Source organism: Halocynthiibacter namhaensis (genome assembly GCF_000812685.1).
Taxonomy (GTDB): Bacteria; Pseudomonadota; Alphaproteobacteria; order Rhodobacterales; family Rhodobacteraceae; genus Halocynthiibacter; species Halocynthiibacter namhaensis.
The window spans coordinates 40,607-55,993 of the sequence record NZ_JWIF01000022.1; the positions used below are offsets into that span (position 1 = coordinate 40,607).

General features: G+C 51.8%; 13 protein-coding genes and 1 pseudogene. 7 read left to right on the forward strand and 7 right to left on the reverse strand.

The features are described 5' to 3' along the window. Positions 1 to 35: 35 nt before the first annotated feature. A complete protein-coding gene (gene mnmA, locus RJ38_RS04295; RefSeq protein ID WP_039017659.1) occupies positions 36 to 1,172 on the reverse strand; it encodes a tRNA 2-thiouridine(34) synthase MnmA in 1,137 nt (378 codons plus the stop codon). A gap of 121 nt (positions 1,173 to 1,293) precedes the next feature. Between mnmA and sciP the strand changes: the two genes are divergently transcribed. The 5 genes and pseudogenes from sciP to RJ38_RS19385 all read left to right on the forward strand — a co-directional run bounded on the left by sciP (position 1,294) and on the right by RJ38_RS19385 (position 6,990). Continuing rightward, on the forward strand, positions 1,294 to 1,572 hold the full coding sequence (sciP, locus tag RJ38_RS04300; protein ID WP_039017660.1) for a CtrA inhibitor SciP: 279 nt from the start codon (positions 1,294 to 1,296) through the stop codon (positions 1,570 to 1,572). A 95-nt stretch (positions 1,573 to 1,667) separates the two neighbouring features. Continuing rightward, a pseudogene (ctrA, locus tag RJ38_RS04305) lies at positions 1,668 to 2,383 on the forward strand (response regulator transcription factor CtrA). Positions 2,384 to 2,545: 162 nt separating this feature from the next. Then, positions 2,546 to 4,654 (forward strand): NAD-dependent DNA ligase LigA, encoded by a 2,109-nt coding sequence (gene ligA, locus RJ38_RS04315; protein ID WP_039017662.1) that lies wholly within the window; start codon positions 2,546 to 2,548, stop codon positions 4,652 to 4,654. After that, a complete protein-coding gene (recG, locus tag RJ38_RS04320) occupies positions 4,651 to 6,741 on the forward strand; it encodes an ATP-dependent DNA helicase RecG (RefSeq protein ID WP_039017663.1) in 2,091 nt (696 codons plus the stop codon). Before ligA ends, recG begins: the two co-directional genes overlap by 4 nt. Positions 6,742 to 6,867: 126 nt before the next feature. Continuing rightward, complete coding sequence (locus tag RJ38_RS19385) at positions 6,868 to 6,990, forward strand: hypothetical protein (protein ID WP_272945934.1); 123 nt, start codon at positions 6,868 to 6,870, stop codon at positions 6,988 to 6,990. A gap of 172 nt (positions 6,991 to 7,162) precedes the next feature. Here RJ38_RS19385 and RJ38_RS04325 read toward each other — a convergent pair whose 3' ends face one another. Continuing rightward, positions 7,163 to 7,600, reverse strand: coding sequence for an iron-sulfur cluster assembly scaffold protein (locus RJ38_RS04325; protein WP_039017710.1), 438 nt, complete (start codon positions 7,598 to 7,600; stop codon positions 7,163 to 7,165). A gap of 83 nt (positions 7,601 to 7,683) precedes the next feature. On the opposite strand from RJ38_RS04325, the gene hisI reads away from it, so the two are divergent. Further along, complete coding sequence (gene hisI / locus RJ38_RS04330) at positions 7,684 to 8,040, forward strand: phosphoribosyl-AMP cyclohydrolase (protein WP_039017664.1); 357 nt, start codon at positions 7,684 to 7,686, stop codon at positions 8,038 to 8,040. Between the two features lie 2 nt (positions 8,041 to 8,042). On the opposite strand, the gene gluQRS is transcribed toward hisI, so the two are convergent. The 5 genes from gluQRS to rocF all read right to left on the reverse strand — a co-directional run bounded on the left by gluQRS (position 8,043) and on the right by rocF (position 14,805). Beyond that, positions 8,043 to 8,888 carry a tRNA glutamyl-Q(34) synthetase GluQRS gene (gene gluQRS, locus RJ38_RS04335; RefSeq protein ID WP_039017665.1) on the reverse strand — a complete coding sequence of 282 codons (846 nt, stop codon included), beginning with the start codon at positions 8,886 to 8,888 and terminating at the stop codon, positions 8,043 to 8,045. Position 8,889: 1 nt separating this feature from the next. Then, positions 8,890 to 9,504 (reverse strand): class I SAM-dependent DNA methyltransferase, encoded by a 615-nt coding sequence (locus tag RJ38_RS04340; RefSeq protein WP_039017666.1) that lies wholly within the window; start codon positions 9,502 to 9,504, stop codon positions 8,890 to 8,892. A gap of 59 nt (positions 9,505 to 9,563) precedes the next feature. Beyond that, positions 9,564 to 10,901 (reverse strand): methylenetetrahydrofolate--tRNA-(uracil(54)-C(5))-methyltransferase (FADH(2)-oxidizing) TrmFO, encoded by a 1,338-nt coding sequence (gene trmFO, locus RJ38_RS04345; protein WP_039017667.1) that lies wholly within the window; start codon positions 10,899 to 10,901, stop codon positions 9,564 to 9,566. 78 nt (positions 10,902 to 10,979) lie between these two features. Further along, positions 10,980 to 13,748 (reverse strand): DNA gyrase subunit A, encoded by a 2,769-nt coding sequence (gene gyrA, locus RJ38_RS04350; protein ID WP_052245193.1) that lies wholly within the window; start codon positions 13,746 to 13,748, stop codon positions 10,980 to 10,982. A 130-nt stretch (positions 13,749 to 13,878) separates the two neighbouring features. Continuing rightward, complete coding sequence (gene rocF / locus RJ38_RS04355) at positions 13,879 to 14,805, reverse strand: arginase (RefSeq protein WP_039017712.1); 927 nt, start codon at positions 14,803 to 14,805, stop codon at positions 13,879 to 13,881. Between the two features lie 142 nt (positions 14,806 to 14,947). Between rocF and RJ38_RS04360 the strand changes: the two genes are divergently transcribed. Next, entirely contained in the window at positions 14,948 to 15,385 is a 438-nt protein-coding gene (locus tag RJ38_RS04360) for an Lrp/AsnC family transcriptional regulator (protein WP_039017668.1), read from the forward strand. Positions 15,386 to 15,387 lie beyond the last annotated feature (2 nt).

Here is a 15,387-nt window from a genome sequence, read left to right on the forward strand (position 1 = left end):
TTCATACTTGCAACCATCGTGACTACATTGACTGTTTATTGGCCCCGCCAAATCCAGCCGCCGCCAAAGATACGCGTGCTGTTCGGATCATAAAACACACAGGCTTGCCCTGGGGACACACCTTCTTCCGGGGTCAGCAGTTCGACCTCGGCTGTTGTCGCTGACAAAGGCCGCACGATCGCTTCGCGCGGAGGGCGGGTGGAGCGGACTTTAACGCTGATGTGATATTCTTTTTGCGCATCAAAGGCCTCATCGCCCAGCCAATTGATCTCGCGCACGGGAATGATGCGGGTGGCCAGCAGTTCTTTCGGCCCGACAATCACCTGACGCGCATCCACATCCAGCTTCACCACGTAAAGCGGTGTCTCTAGGCCGCCAATGCCAAGGCCACGCCGTTGGCCGACTGTATAATGCAACACACCGCGATGTTCGCCTAGAACATTGCCTTCAGTATCGACGATTTCGCCAGGTTCGGCAGCACCGGGGCGCAGTTTCTCAATCACGCCAGCATAATTGCCATCCGGCACGAAACAAATGTCCTGGCTGTCAGGCTTATCCGCCACGGACAGACCGTATTTGGACGCAAGCGCGCGGGTCTCGGCTTTGCTTGCCAGATGACCCAACGGGAAGCGCAGGTAATCAAGCTGTTCAGGGGTGGTTGAGAACAGGAAGTAGCTTTGGTCGCGGTTGGCGTCGGTCGCTGAATGCAGCTCTGATCCGTTCGCGCCGTCGAAACGTTGTATATAGTGTCCCGTCGCCATGCAGTCGGCGTTCAGGTCGCGCGCGGTGCCCAGCAGGTCTTTGAACTTCACACGTTCATTGCAACGGATACAGGGCACGGGGGTTGCACCCGCAAGATAGCTGTCGGCGAATTCGTCAATCACGGCTTCCTGAAAGATGTTCTCATAATCCAGCACATAATGCGGGAAATTCATTTCTTCGGCCACGCGGCGCGCGTCGTGAATGTCGATCCCTGCGCAACAGGCACCTTTCTTGGCCAAAGCCGCGCCATGGTCATATAACTGAAGCGTCACGCCGATCACGTCATAGCCTTCCTCAGCCAGTTGAGCCGCCACAACAGAGCTGTCAACGCCGCCTGACATCGCCACGACAACGCGGGTTTCTGAGGGTGGTTTTGCGAAACCGAGAGAATTAAGTTTTGTGGTGGTCATGATGCGCTCCGATGATCCTTGCGGAATATATGAAAATTAGAACGACTAACAAGGGGAGGGCTTCACTTTACTTTAAGGGAATGGGGGGATTGTTGGGTCAGTTTAGAATTGGGGTGACGTTATGTTCTTGAAAAAAGTCGATGGCCCGCGTGCCATCACCTTGCCGGATGGGTCTGTATTGTCTCGGGCTGATCTGCCGCCAGCAGATACCACGCGATGGGTGGCCAGTCGCAAAGCGATTGTTGTTAAGTCAGTCATCTACGGGTTGATTTCTCTGAAGGATGCGTTGGAACGCTATGGCCTGTCCGATGAGGAATATAAATCATGGGAAAATGCTATTAAAAAGCACGGTGAGGGCGCTTTGAAAGCAACTGCATTACAACAATATAGACAACCTTAAGGAGAGTTGATATAAATCTTCATATTGGTAACGCGCGATTAACCATTTTTGCTCAAGGTTAACGCAGCGTAGGGACAGTAAGCGGAGATTTATACATGCGGGTACTATTAGTGGAAGACGACCCCACCACATCTAAAAGCATTGAGTTGATGCTCACACATGCCAACCTCAATGTGTATTGCACGGATTTGGGGGAAGAAGGGATCGATTTAGCCAAGCTTTATGATTACGATTTGATCCTTCTTGACTTGAATTTGCCAGATATGAACGGTCATGAAGTGCTTCGCCAGTTGCGGCTGGCGCGGGTTGAAACACCGATTCTTATTTTGTCTGGGGCCGATGATACGGAAAATAAGATCAAAGGCTTTGGATTTGGTGCAGACGACTATCTGACAAAACCGTTTCATCGGGAAGAATTGGTTGCGCGAATTCATGCAGTCATCCGCCGTTCAAAAGGCCACAGTCAGTCTATCCTTAAGACGGGCCGCATCGCGGTCAATCTTGATGCGAAGACGGTCGATGTTGCTGGAAAAACAGTGCACCTGACGGGTAAAGAATATCAAATGTTGGAACTGCTGAGTCTGCGAAAAGGAACGACATTGACCAAAGAAATGTTCCTTAATCATCATACGGCGGCATGGATGAACCAGAGTTGAAGATCATCGATGTCTTTATTTGTAAGTTGCGTAAAAAGCTTACAGAAGCAACGGATGGGGAAAATTATATCGAAACCGTTTGGGGGCGTGGCTATGTATTGCGCGATCCTGAACCGGTCGATCTTGCTGCCGATCAGGTTGCCGTCGGGGCATAATCGACCACCGACAATAGAATATACGTCACGACCACGATGGACTTGGGCTCAGCATTTTGCTGGGCTCATTTTTTGGGTGGATAAGAACATTTCGTGCACATCTGCCTCTGGACGAAGCCGCATAAGCGTTTTATCACTGAGAAAACGCGCGGAGAACCAGCCATGACTGACATCAAAAATATGAACGAAGATGCCGTCTCGCTTGAGCTTGCGACACTTGCTGAAAGACTGCGATGTGCCAATATTGCCTATCACCAGAATGATGAACCTGATCTCAGTGATGCAGAATACGATCAGCTGAAGCGCCGAAACGCCGCGTTGGAAGTCGAATTCCCGCAGTTGATGCGCGATGATAGCCCTTCTCTGCAAGTCGGGGCACCCGTCAGCGAAAAATTCGGGAAGATCACCCACGCGGTTTCAATGTTGTCATTGGGAAATGCATTTGATGATGCAGATGTATTTGAATTCGATGCCCGAACACGAAAATTTCTGGGCCTTTCCTCCGAAAAGATTACCTATACCGCTGAACCTAAGATTGATGGTTTGTCACTGTCATTGCGTTATGAAAATGGCATCTTAATGCAGGCTGCCACACGTGGTGATGGCGCTGTTGGGGAAGATGTAACGTCAAATGCACGCGTTATTTCTGATATTCCACATCGCTTGACTGACGCGCCTGAGATTTTAGAAGTGCGGGGTGAGGTCTACATGTCTCACATCGATTTCGCTGAACTCAACGCGCGGCAAGAAAGTGAAGGGGCCAAACCATTTGCCAATCCGCGAAATGCGGCGGCAGGATCACTGCGCCAACTTGACAGCGCCGTCACAAAATCGCGGCCTTTGCGGTTCTTTGCATATGCGTGGGGCGAGGTGTCAGCCCCTTTGGCCACCACGCAAATGCAGGCGATTTCGGGGTTGAAAGACCTTGGGTTTTCGACCAACCCCTTGACCCAGGTTTGCGACACCCCGCAAGATCTGATTGACCATTACCGAGTGATCGAAGCTCAGCGTTCTGAGTTGGGATATGATATCGATGGAGTTGTTTATAAGGTCAATGACCTTGCGTTGCAGGAACGTTTGGGGTTCCGATCTACGACACCCCGTTGGGCAATTGCACATAAATTCGCGGCCGAGCTGGCGTGGACACGGCTTGAAGAAATTGACATTCAGGTGGGGCGCACCGGCGCACTTTCGCCGGTTGCACGCTTGAAACCTGTGACGGTTGGTGGTGTTGTCGTGTCAAATGCGACCCTACACAACGAAGACTATATTCGCGGCTTGGACAGTAAAGGCGGTGAAATTCGTGGTGGAAAAGACATTCGCGTTGGTGACTTGGTGCAAGTGTATCGGGCAGGGGATGTGATCCCGAAAGTCGCGGATGTTGATTTGACGAAACGTATCGAGAATTCCGAAAGTTACGCTTTTCCAACGGTTTGCCCGCAATGCAACAGCCCAGCTATTCGTGAAGAAGGTGATGCGGTGCGCCGATGTAGCGGGGGCATGATTTGCCCGGCACAAGCGGTGGAACGGTTGAAACACTTTGTGTCGCGTGCCGCGTTTGATATTGAGGGCCTCGGGGCCAAACAGGTTGAGCAATTCCTGAAAGATGGTTGGATTTCAGAGCCTTCCGAGATCTTCACCCTGCGTGCCCGATATGGCAGCGGCCTTCAGCAGTTGAAAAACCGCGAGGGGTGGGGCGAAAAATCAGCGAATAAGCTGTTCGACGCCATTGATGAGAAACGCATGATCCCTTTGAATCGCGTGATTTTCGCTTTGGGTGTTCGTCATCTTGGCGAAAGCGCGTCCAAGCTGTTGGCGCAACATTATGGGTCTTGGGGTGCGTTTGAACAGGCAATGATCGGCGCAAGCAATCCAGATGGTGACGCGCTGATAGATCTTTTGTCGATTGACGGTGTTGGTGCCGTGATGGCCGCATCGGCGGTGCAGGCATTTGCGGAACCGCGCGAACGTGCCCTGATTGACCGCCTTATTTCTGAGCTAACTGTTCAAGATGTGGCTGCTCCCACAACGACTGACAGCGCGGTCGCTGGGAAAACATTGGTGTTTTCCGGCACACTTGTAAAAATGACCCGAGCTGAAGCAAAGGCACGCGCCGAAACCCTTGGTGCGAAAGTTTCCGGGTCTGTGTCTGCCAAGACGGATCTGTTGATCGCAGGGCCTGGCGCTGGAAGCAAAGCCAAAAAAGCGGCGGATCTCGGCGTGGAAACCATCGATGAAGATGCTTGGATCGTATTGAGCGGCCAAGGATGAGCGGTCGCCCCGAAGCCCTATTTCCGCTGTTCTCAGATTTGGGGAACCTGCCAGGCGTCGGACCAAAATCAGTCACCAATTTCGCGCGGTTAGGCGTCGAAAACCCCGTGGATCTTTTGCTTACCTTACCCCATTCCGTCATTGATCGCCGGATTCGTGATGGGCTGCGGGACGGGCCTCTTCCCGGTGTCATCACAGTGCAGGTCACTGTGGAAGAACACCATGCCCCATCATCACGCGCGCGCCCTTACAGGGTGACAGTGACCGATGGGCATGAAAGTTTTCAACTGGTATTTTTTCATGCGCGTGGTGACTATATTCGAAAGGTTTTGCCCGAAGGGTCCATAAGGGTTGTGTCGGGTAAGGCTGAATTTTTTGATGCAATGATCCAAATCGTGCATCCAGATTTTATTGTCGCGGCCGAAGACGCCTCTGATATCACACGATTTGAACCCTTGTATCCTTTGACGGATGGCATCAATCAAAAGTTGATATCCAAAGCGGCGCAGGCGTCGTTGGCGCTGCTGCCGGACGTGGGTGAATGGATTGATCCGCTTTACCTTAAACAAGAAGCGTGGCCGTCTTGGAAAACGGCGGTGACGAAGGCGCATGCGCCGGAAACAGCTGAAGATTTCTCGCCATCGTCACCTGAACGGTTGCGTTTGGCCTATGATGAATTATTCGCCCATCAGCTGACCTTGGCCCTAGCACGAGAGAACAGTCGTGGCAAAAAAGGTATCGTCAATCGTGGGGATGGGGTTCTTCAAACCCGCGTGCGAAACCAATTGCCTTATACCCCAACAAACGCCCAATTGCGTGCGATTGCTGAAATTTCTGCCGATATGGAACGGCCCGAACGAATGAACCGTTTGCTGCAGGGCGATGTGGGCGCAGGTAAAACATTGGTTGCTTTCATGGCGTTACTGGTCGCCGTTGAAGCAGGCGGGCAGGGTGTCTTGATGGCGCCAACTGGGATTTTGGCGCAGCAACATTATGAAGGGTTGCGCGGCTTCGCTGAGTTTGCCGGAATCCGGCTTGAGATCCTAACAGGGCGGGATAAAGGTGTCACGCGACGTGAGAAACTCGCGGCACTTGCTGCGGGTGAAATTCACATTTTGACCGGCACACATGCTGTGTTTCAGAAGGACGTTGTGTTTTCTGGCCTTCGCCTCGCGGTGGTGGATGAACAGCATCGATTTGGGGTGCGTCAACGGCTAGAGTTGGGCAAAAAAGGTGTTGGAGCTGATGTTCTGGTGATGACCGCGACCCCAATCCCGCGTTCCTTGTCTCTGGCCCAATATGGTGACATGGACGTGTCGATTTTGGACGAGAAACCCCCTGGACGTAAGCCGATCAAGACTGTGCTTGTCAGTCAGGGCCGGATCGACGAAGTTGTTGATCACCTAAAGAAAGCCGTGGCGGAAGGGCGGCAAGCCTATTGGGTCTGCCCCCTTGTTGAGGAAAGTGAAAGCCTTGATCTAACGGCCGCTGAGGAACGTTTCAAAGCGCTTCGGGCTATTTTTGACGATGGGGTTGTCGGGCTTGTACATGGGCAAATGCCCAGCGACGACAAGGACACAGCAATGGCGAATTTCATTGCTGGGCGCAGCCGAATCCTTGTCGCCACGACGGTGATCGAAGTTGGGGTGGACGTGCCGAATGCGTCCATCATGGTGATTGAGCGGGCGGAAAGCTTTGGTTTGGCACAATTACACCAGTTGCGCGGCCGTGTTGGCCGTGGTGAGGCAGAATCAACTTGTCTGTTGATGTTCCAACCGCCGATGTCTGCCACGGGCGAGAAGCGTTTGAAGGCGTTGCGCGAAAGTAATGATGGGTTCTATCTGTCTGAGATTGACCTTGAAATGCGGGGTGCTGGTGATGTTTTGGGAACCGCACAATCGGGTTTACCTCGGTTCAGAGTCGCAGATCTTGAGGGGCAGGCGGGTTTGATGAAAATTGCGCAAAGTGATGCGCGAAAGCTTCTTTCTGACGATCCAAGACTGGTTTCAGAACGCGGCATCGCTGCGCGTATGCTTTTATGGTTACTGAGACGCGACCAGGCAGTTCGTTTGATTTCAGTGGGTTAAGTGCGTTTTGATGTTCCGATGAGAACATTTTTCACCAATGTTCTCATATTGTTCTTTACATGTGGTTAATAAAATGAGAACAAAGTGGCAACAAATTAACCAATATTAACGACGTAGGAGACCAGCATGATCAAAGATATTAAATCTGTCGTACGGAATTCCGGCCCAACTTTGCTTCAAGACCTGATTGGTGGAGCAGCGTTATGCGTGATGTTGGGAACGGCGTTGGTCTTACCTGGGATGATGTAAGTCACGAAAACAAAACAGTTATTGCCTGTATCTCGCTGTCACCACACATCTTGTCCCCAATTTGATGTGCTCGTCAGACACTGCCTGTTTGCCTCCGGGAACCCTCTTCCCCCTCAGGTTTCAGCGCGATACCACTGCCGCCGCGCCCGTGTCCCCGGGTTGCGGCGGCTTTTTATTTCTGGCTGTCAAAGGCCTCGGCCAAAGCATTGGCAACAAGCAAGATCGACGCGTGCCGGTTTTTAAAATCCCGTGCAGGACGCAAAGCTTCCAGCCCTTCAAAGGGGGCGGATGGCGCCGGGCCGTTTTCCTTTAGCATCGCCGTCAATTCAGAGTTCAGGCGGGTAATGTCCATTTGATTACAACCTATTACTGTGGAGCCAATAACAGATGCTGCGGATTGACCAAGCGCGCAAGCTTTGACGTCCTGGCGAAAATCGCTGATTTTTCCGTCAAGGAACGTCACGGTTACTGTCACGGTAGATCCACAAAGCGGCGAGCGTTTCTTGACCTCTGCATCTGGGGTTTCCAATTTTCCCAAATTCGGAATATCTGCAGCCAAAGCCAGAATCGTGCCGGAATAAAGATTAATGAGATCGCTGTCGCCGGACATGGTGTCTTCCTGATAAAGCGGGTTTTCCCCGGGATTGTTCTTCACTACATAAGGGGCAAACGCATAAAGGCAATGGGGCAGCAATGAAATTTGATCCAAAGAAACTGCGGTTTAATGACCAGGGGCTTTTGCCCGTGATCGCACAAGATGCGGACAGCCTTGAGGTGTTGATGTTGGCTTGGATGAACGCCGAGGCGATCACGCGCACATTGGACAGTGGAAACGTAACCTATTGGTCGCGGTCGCGCCAAAGTTTTTGGGTTAAAGGCGAAAGTTCTGGCAACACTCAGAAACTTGTCGATTTACGATTTGATTGCGATCAGGACTGCATTTTGGTGTTGGTGAAGCAAACGGGCCCTGCGTGTCATACCAACCGTCGCAGTTGTTTTTACACCAGCGTCCAAAATGGCGAAGAAATTGAGCTGATGCAGCCGGAATAAGGCTATAGTCCGACCATTTTTCGGATGTCCGCAGCTGTAGCGCCCGCGTCGCGATATTGAGAGATCGCGCGTGCATCGTCACGTTTGGCCAGGCGTTTACCATCTTCGTCACGAATAAGGCGATGATGATGGTATCGGGGTCTGGGCAACCCAAGCAGATTTTGCAGAACAACATGCAGGGCTGTGGCCTCAAGAAGGTCCTCTCCACGGGTGACATCGGTGATGCCTTGCAAGGCATCATCAAGGACAACAGACAAGTGGTATGATGTCCCCATATCCTTGCGTGAAATTATGATATCTCCCGCAGTTTCAATGAGTTCTCGCGATACATTAATGTGTTGCGGCTGGGTGTCCATATCGGTTCCAAATTCTTGAAAAGTAAGATCATTCGCTAAATGGTCGAAAGCGGCTGCAAGGTTCAAACGTAAAACGGCCTTGTCAGGCATTGGGGTATGAAAGCTTTTGCAAGTTCCAGGGTAGATCAAACCATCTGGCCCAAAACGGTTAACGCCTTCCTGAGGGGCGCATAGCGCGGCCTCGATATCACGTCGATTGCAGCTGCAGGGATAGACAAGCCCCAACTTATGAAGCTTGCGGATTGCATCCTGATAGCGTGGCAAATGATCAGATTGGCGCATCACGGGGGTGACCCAAGATATGCCAAGCCATTGAAGATCATCATAAATCTGTGCTTCCCAATGTGGGCGGGCCCGGCTTTGATCAATGTCTTCCATGCGAAGCAGAAATTCACCACTATGTTTGCGTGCATGATCAAAGGCAAGAAGTGCGGAATAGGCGTGACCTAAATGTAGCGGGCCCGTGGGTGACGGAGCAAATCTTGTCCGCATTCTAAGCTTTTCGTAACACGTAAACTGTTGATTCCATATCTTTTCCAGGAAGGTGCGGCCCGTGTTCTTTGAAGAGAAGCGAGGCCGCGCCACAATCTACCCAATCCGATAGACGACTGGTATAATCGATCTCAGCCAGCGTGTGATCATTGTATGAAAAACAAAACAGCCCGCCTGACTTTATGGCGTGCATGATTTGATCGAACACAGAAGGTGGTGCAGCACCGGTTCCAATGACTCCGCAGCATACGATCACATCAAATTCGGAAGTCTCATCAGGTAAATCAGTATCTGCGGCAATGACTTGGGTGTTGGCATAAATGTCTTTTGCTTTGGCTTTCTCAAGCATTTCTGGTGTGATGTCCCAGCCTGTTAAGTTACTGAAACCGCTTTCTTTAAGGGCAATCCCAGCAAGTCCGGTGCCGCAGCCATAATCAAGGACGGAAGCATTTGTGTCTGTAAATTGGACCAAGGCGTTTACGATTCGTCCGGGCGTTGCATAGCCTTCTGAGCCAACTTCGTTGTCGTAACTGTCTGACCAATCGCCATAAAGTAGCTTGGAATCCGTGCTGGATTTCAGATTATATACGCTGTCTAAGAATTTCTTATCTGCCATGTCATCCCCCTAGCACGATCATAAGGCGAAGGGCGCATCTGTCCAGTGATCCGCGTTGATTAACTGTTTAACCACGCGGACCAGGCTTCTTTTGCGCGATCAGTATAGGCTTTATAGCGATCTTTACGTCCTCGACGTCCGCCTTTCAGACCGTCAACAGGTTGAAACAAACCGAAATTCACGTTCATTGGCTGGAATGTTTTTGCGTCCGCACCACCTGTGATGTGGTGGATCAATGCACCCATCGCACTGTTCAAAGGCGGCGTTTCAAGGGTTTTTCCTTGGATTTCTGCAGCGGCCAGACGGCCTGCCAAAAGGCCCATGGCAGCGCTTTCAACATAGCCTTCAACTCCGGTGATCTGACCCGCAAAGCGCAGGTTTGGACGCGATTTTAAACGCATCTGATCGTCCAGCAATGTGGGGGAATTCATGAATGTATTTCGGTGAATACCGCCAAGACGTGCGAAGGATGCATCTTCCAACCCTGGGATCATACGGAACACATCTTGTTGCGCGCCATATTTCATTTTTGTCTGGAATCCTACTATGTTATACAGCGTTCCTAATGTGTTATCGCGGCGCAATTGCACCACCGCATAGGCTTTGTTTTCAGGATCATGTTCGTTGGTTAGACCGACAGGTTTCATCGGGCCAAAGCGTAGGGTTTCACGACCACGTTCTGCCATGACCTCAATCGGCAGGCAGCCATCGAAATATTTAGCGGTTTCACCTTCGTGGAACTCAGCCTTGTCGGCTTCTAGCAGCGCGTCGATGAAACCCTCATATTGGTCCTTGGTCATCGGGCAGTTGAGATAGGCTTTTTGTTCTTCCTCAGTCGCGCCTTTGTCATAACGCGATTGCATCCAAGCCACGTCCATATTCACGCTGTCGAAATACACAATCGGCGCGATGGCATCAAAAAACGCAAGGCTTTCCGCACCGGTTTCACGGGCAATGCTTTCGCCAAGGGCACCGGATGTCAGCGGGCCGGTGGCAATGATCCAATTGCCATCCGTCGGCAATTCGGTGATCTCGCCTTCTTCAATCGTGATATTGGGATGGTTGCGAATGACTTCAGACACGCCGCGCGCGAAAGCTTCGCGGTCCACGGCCAAAGCGCCACCAGCGGGCAGGCGATGTTCGCCAGCCATGCGCATAATCAACCCGTTGGCTTCGCGCATTTCCCAATGCAGCAGGCCCACGGCGTTTTGTTCGCTGTCATCGGAACGGAAAGAGTTGGAGCAAACCATTTCAGCAAAATCGCCGCTTTGATGGGCAAAAGTTTCAACTTTTGGGCGCATTTCATGCAGGATCACCTGAACGCCAGCCTCCGCTGCCTGAAATGCCGCCTCTGAGCCCGCAAGCCCGCCACCAATGATGTGTAATGTGTTTTCCATAGGTTGAATTTATCCGTCTTGCGCCCAAAAGAAAAGCCACCCCAAAGGGTGGCCCTTGATTTTCTATTGCTGATTACATCAGCTTTCGGTGTTTGCCACCGGTGTTTCGACTGCATCAACCGCGTCGATTGTCACGTCGTCTTCATCCTCGTCGCGTTCCGCGATCCAGGCGACAGACACCACGGTTTCGCCTTTGCCTGTGTTGAAGACCTTGACGCCACCCGCAGAACGGGAACGGAAAGAAATGCCATTCACAGGACAGCGGATCGACTGACCTTTTGAGGTTGCCAACATGATTTGATCGCCAAGTTCCACAGGGAAGCAGGCAACGATATCGCCGCCTTTCATGGCTGCAACACCTTGGCCACCACGCCCAGAGACACGGTAATCATGGCTAGAAGTTAGGTTGCCCGCGCCAGTTTCATTCAATGTTACCAGCAGGTTATTCGCTGTTAGCATCTCCTGATAACGATCTTCGGACAAGTCACCTTCGACTTCTTCAACGGCTTCATCTTCAGCGACATCAATTCCAAATTCACCGCGGAAACGTTTGATGAAGGCTGTGCGTTCATCCGGCGTTGCATCGAAGTGACTGACCACTGACATGGAGACAACTTCGTCATCATTCTTCAATTTCACGCCACGTACACCAACAGAGGCACGCGAGTTGAACACACGCACATCGGTGCTTGGGAAGCGAATGGCGCGACCGGATTTGGTCACCAGCATCACATCATCATCGTCAGAACAGATGCGCGCATTGATCAGGCGGGTGTTTTCATTGTCGCCTTCGAATTTCATCGCGATCTTACCATTGCGCATCACATTGGTGAAATCGGACAGTTTGTTGCGGCGCACAGTACCAGCAGAAGTCGCAAAGACCACTTGCAGATCATCCCATTCCTCATCCGGCACGTCCACCGGCATGATCGCGGCGATAGAAACGCCAGTTGGGATCGGTAGAATGTTCACAATGGCTTTGCCTTTGGCGGTGCGACCACCTTGGGGCAGGCGCCAAGTTTTCAATTTGTAAACCATACCGTCAGTTGTGAAGAACAGAAGTTGCGTGTGGGTATTGGCCACAAATAGGGTGGTTACCACGTCTTCTTCTTTGGTTTGCATGCCAGACAGGCCTTTGCCACCACGTTTTTGCGCGCGGAAATCAGCCAGAGGCGTGCGTTTGATCCAACCACCAGAGGTCACGGTCACAACCATGTCTTCGCGTTCAATCAGGTCTTCGTCATCCATGTCACCAGACCAGTCAACGATCTGGGTGCGACGTGGAACTGCGAATTTTTCACGCACTTCAATCAGTTCATTTGCGATGATTTCCATGATCCGTTCACGAGACCGCAGGATATCAAGATATTCGCGGATGGCGGCGGCAAGTGTTTGCAGCTCATCCGTGACTTCTTTAACGCCCATCGCTGTCAGACGTTGCAAACGCAGTTCCAAAATGGCGCGCGCTTGGGTTTCGGACAGGTTATAAGTGCCGTCTTCATTAGCTTTGTGGCTTGGATCATCAATCAGCGCGATATATTCAAGAATATCGCCGGCAGGCCAGCGACGTTCCATCAATTTTGCACGCGCTTCCGCAGGATCAGCAGAGGCACGGATGGTCGCGACGATTTCATCGACATTGGACACAGCCACAGCCAAACCACATAGAATATGGGACCGTTCACGGGCTTTGCGCAATTCATAAGCGGTGCGACGTGCAACGACCTCTTCACGGAAATCAATGAACGACGTCAGGAACCTACGCAATGTCAGCTGTTCAGGGCGGCCACCATTCAGGGCCAGCATGTTACAGCCGAAATAAGTCTGCATCGGGGTGAAGCGGAACAGTTGGTTCAGAACGACTTCGGGGGTCGCATCGCGTTTCAGCTCAACAACAACACGTACACCGTTGCGATCTGATTCATCTTGAACATGGGCGACGCCTTCGATCTTTTTGTCGCGCACTTGTTCGGCGATTTTCACAATCATCGCGGCTTTGTTCACCTGATAGGGGATCTCATCCAAGACAATCGCGTAACGATCTTTGCGGATCTCTTCCACGCGGGTTTTGGCGCGGATCACAACAGAACCACGGCCCTCAAGATAGGCTTTGCGCGCGCCAGTTCGGCCCAACATAATCGCGCCGGTCGGAAAATCTGGGCCAGGAATATATTCGATCAACTGTTCAGAGGACAAATCCGGTTCTTCGATCAACGCAAGGGTTGCATCGATCACTTCGCCAAGGTTATGCGGCGGAATATTGGTCGCCATACCCACAGCGATACCACCGGCACCATTAACCAACATATTTGGATAACGGGCAGGAAGAACAGTAGGTTCGCGGTCTTTGCCATCGTAGTTATCTTGGAAATCAACGGTATCTTTGTCGATGTCAGCTAAGATAAAGGCGGCGGGTTTGTCCATGCGCACTTCGGTATAACGCATCGCAGCCGGATTATCGCCGTCCATGGAACCAAAGTTACCCTGGCCGTCCAAAAGCGGCAGCGACATAGAGAAATCCTGCGCCATCCGCACCAGCGCATCATAGATCGCACTGTCGCCGTGGGGGTGGTATTTACCCATCACATCGCCAACCGGGCGGGCCGATTTACGATAGGATTTGTCATGGGTGTTATTGGTCTCATGCATGGCATAAAGAATGCGCCGATGCACGGGTTTTAGACCGTCACGAAGGTCAGGAATCGCACGTGAAACGATCACGCTCATGGCGTAATCGAGATATGACGTGCGCATCTCGTCTGTAATAGAGATTTGAGGGCCGTCGTATACGGGCTTCTCGATTGCGGTTACATCAGTATTTTCAGGGGGTTCTGAGTTGTCGTTCACGTTGTTTCCGCTCTGCTACTGTTTATCTGCATCTTGTTGCAATTCTTATACATTAAGCGGGATATACTACGCAATGGTAGCGTGAATAAATCAGCTGTTTAGGGCGGTATTTCACCGCCCTAAACCGTGATTAGAACTGTCCGGTTGGGCGATCAAAAACGCGCTTGCCAAGCAGGGATGCTGTAAGATCCACCATCAGGCTTGCGGTTTTGCCACGTTCATCCAGAAATGGGTTGAGTTCGACCAAATCAAGGGCTGCAACACAGCCCGCATCATGCAGCATTTCCATCACCAAATGGGCCTCGCGGAAGGTCGCACCACCAGGAACGGTTGTGCCGACCGCGGGCGCGATTGCTGGGTCAAGAAAATCGACATCAAGCGAGACATGCAAAATACCATTGGCTGCTTTGACTTTTTCAAGGAAGGCGGCAAGCGGGGCAGCAATTCCGACTTCGTCAATGCGACGCATATCAACCGGATGCATCTCGCTTTTGGCCAAGGCTTCAGCTTCGGCGCTGTCGACAGAGCGCAACCCGATCAGGCAGATGTTATCCTCTGGCACGATGGCAGGCAAAGGTGGGAATGCATCAAACCCGTCGCGCCCCGTGACATAGCCCAAAGGCGTGCCATGCAGGTTGCCCGAGGTGCTGGTTTTGGGGGTGTGGTAATCAGTATGTGCATCCAGCCAAAGAACAAACAATGGTTTATCAATGTCTTGCGCATATTTTGCCATACCAGCCACGGTGCCAAGGGATAAAGCATGATCACCGCCTAGAAAGATCGGGAAACCAACCCTGGCGGCCTGGTTCGCCGCAGCAGATAAGGTCTTGGTCCATCCGATTGTCGTCAGATGATCGCGTGTCAGTTGATCGGCATCCGGGGGGATTTTGGGCGTATCAGGGCTGAAATTGCCGCGATCATCTATTGTGTGGCCAAGTTCGCGGATCATTTCGCTGATGCCTGCCGTGCGATAGGCGTCAGGGCCCATAACGCAGCCTTTGCGCGCTTTACCACTGTCGACGGGGGCGCCAACAAGAATGCAGTTTTTAAAAGTCATACGGACACCTGTCGTGTAGCTGAAACATCTGTTTTTGCCATTATCCATCCGAAATGCCGTATTTAACACTATCAACTTGCGCAATACGGACGTAATTTGACCAAACCGGAAGGTGATCTTCCAATATGAGAAGGTAAACTACATGGACGAACGCGACAGAGACATTATTGCGGCTTTACGGCGCGATTCCCGTGCCAGCCTGTCGGAACTTGCAGGGCAATTGAAACTGTCTCGCACGACCATACGCACCCGGATCGAGCGCTTGGTTGCGAGGGGGGATATCGTCGGTTTCACAGTCGTGTTGAAAGAAGACCGCAGTCAATCGCCCGTGCGTGGGCATATGATGTTGGGGATTGAAGGGCATGGCACCGATCGCATCGTGCACCGCTTGTCTGGTTTGCCCGAGGTTCAGGCCATTCATGCGACCAACGGAAAATGGGATTTGATCATTGAGTTGGGGGCCACATCACTTGAGGCGCTCGATGCGGTTCTGGGACAAATCCGGCGCTTGGATGGGGTGCAAACCAGCGAGACAAACCTATTGTTGGCCACGCGCAAATCCACTGTCGCGCGCGGTTAAAT

Excerpts from the sequence above, each read along its gene's own strand:
- hisI (WP_039017664.1), top strand. The coding sequence starts at position 7,684 with ATGAAATTTGATCCAAAGAAACTGCGGTTTAATGACCAGGGGCTTTTG.
- sciP (WP_039017660.1), top strand. The coding sequence starts at position 1,294 with ATGTTCTTGAAAAAAGTCGATGGCCCGCGTGCCATCACCTTGCCGGAT.
- recG (WP_039017663.1), top strand. The coding sequence starts at position 4,651 with ATGAGCGGTCGCCCCGAAGCCCTATTTCCGCTGTTCTCAGATTTGGGG.
- ligA (WP_039017662.1), top strand. The coding sequence starts at position 2,546 with ATGACTGACATCAAAAATATGAACGAAGATGCCGTCTCGCTTGAGCTT.
- trmFO (WP_039017667.1), bottom strand. The coding sequence starts at position 10,901 with ATGGAAAACACATTACACATCATTGGTGGCGGGCTTGCGGGCTCAGAG.
- RJ38_RS04360 (WP_039017668.1), top strand. The coding sequence starts at position 14,948 with ATGGACGAACGCGACAGAGACATTATTGCGGCTTTACGGCGCGATTCC.
- RJ38_RS04325 (WP_039017710.1), bottom strand. The coding sequence starts at position 7,600 with ATGTCCGGCGACAGCGATCTCATTAATCTTTATTCCGGCACGATTCTG.
- RJ38_RS19385 (WP_272945934.1), top strand. The coding sequence starts at position 6,868 with ATGATCAAAGATATTAAATCTGTCGTACGGAATTCCGGCCCAACTTTG.
- rocF (WP_039017712.1), bottom strand. The coding sequence starts at position 14,805 with ATGACTTTTAAAAACTGCATTCTTGTTGGCGCCCCCGTCGACAGTGGT.
- mnmA (WP_039017659.1), bottom strand. The coding sequence starts at position 1,172 with ATGACCACCACAAAACTTAATTCTCTCGGTTTCGCAAAACCACCCTCA.
- gluQRS (WP_039017665.1), bottom strand. The coding sequence starts at position 8,888 with ATGCGGACAAGATTTGCTCCGTCACCCACGGGCCCGCTACATTTAGGT.
- RJ38_RS04340 (WP_039017666.1), bottom strand. The coding sequence starts at position 9,504 with ATGGCAGATAAGAAATTCTTAGACAGCGTATATAATCTGAAATCCAGC.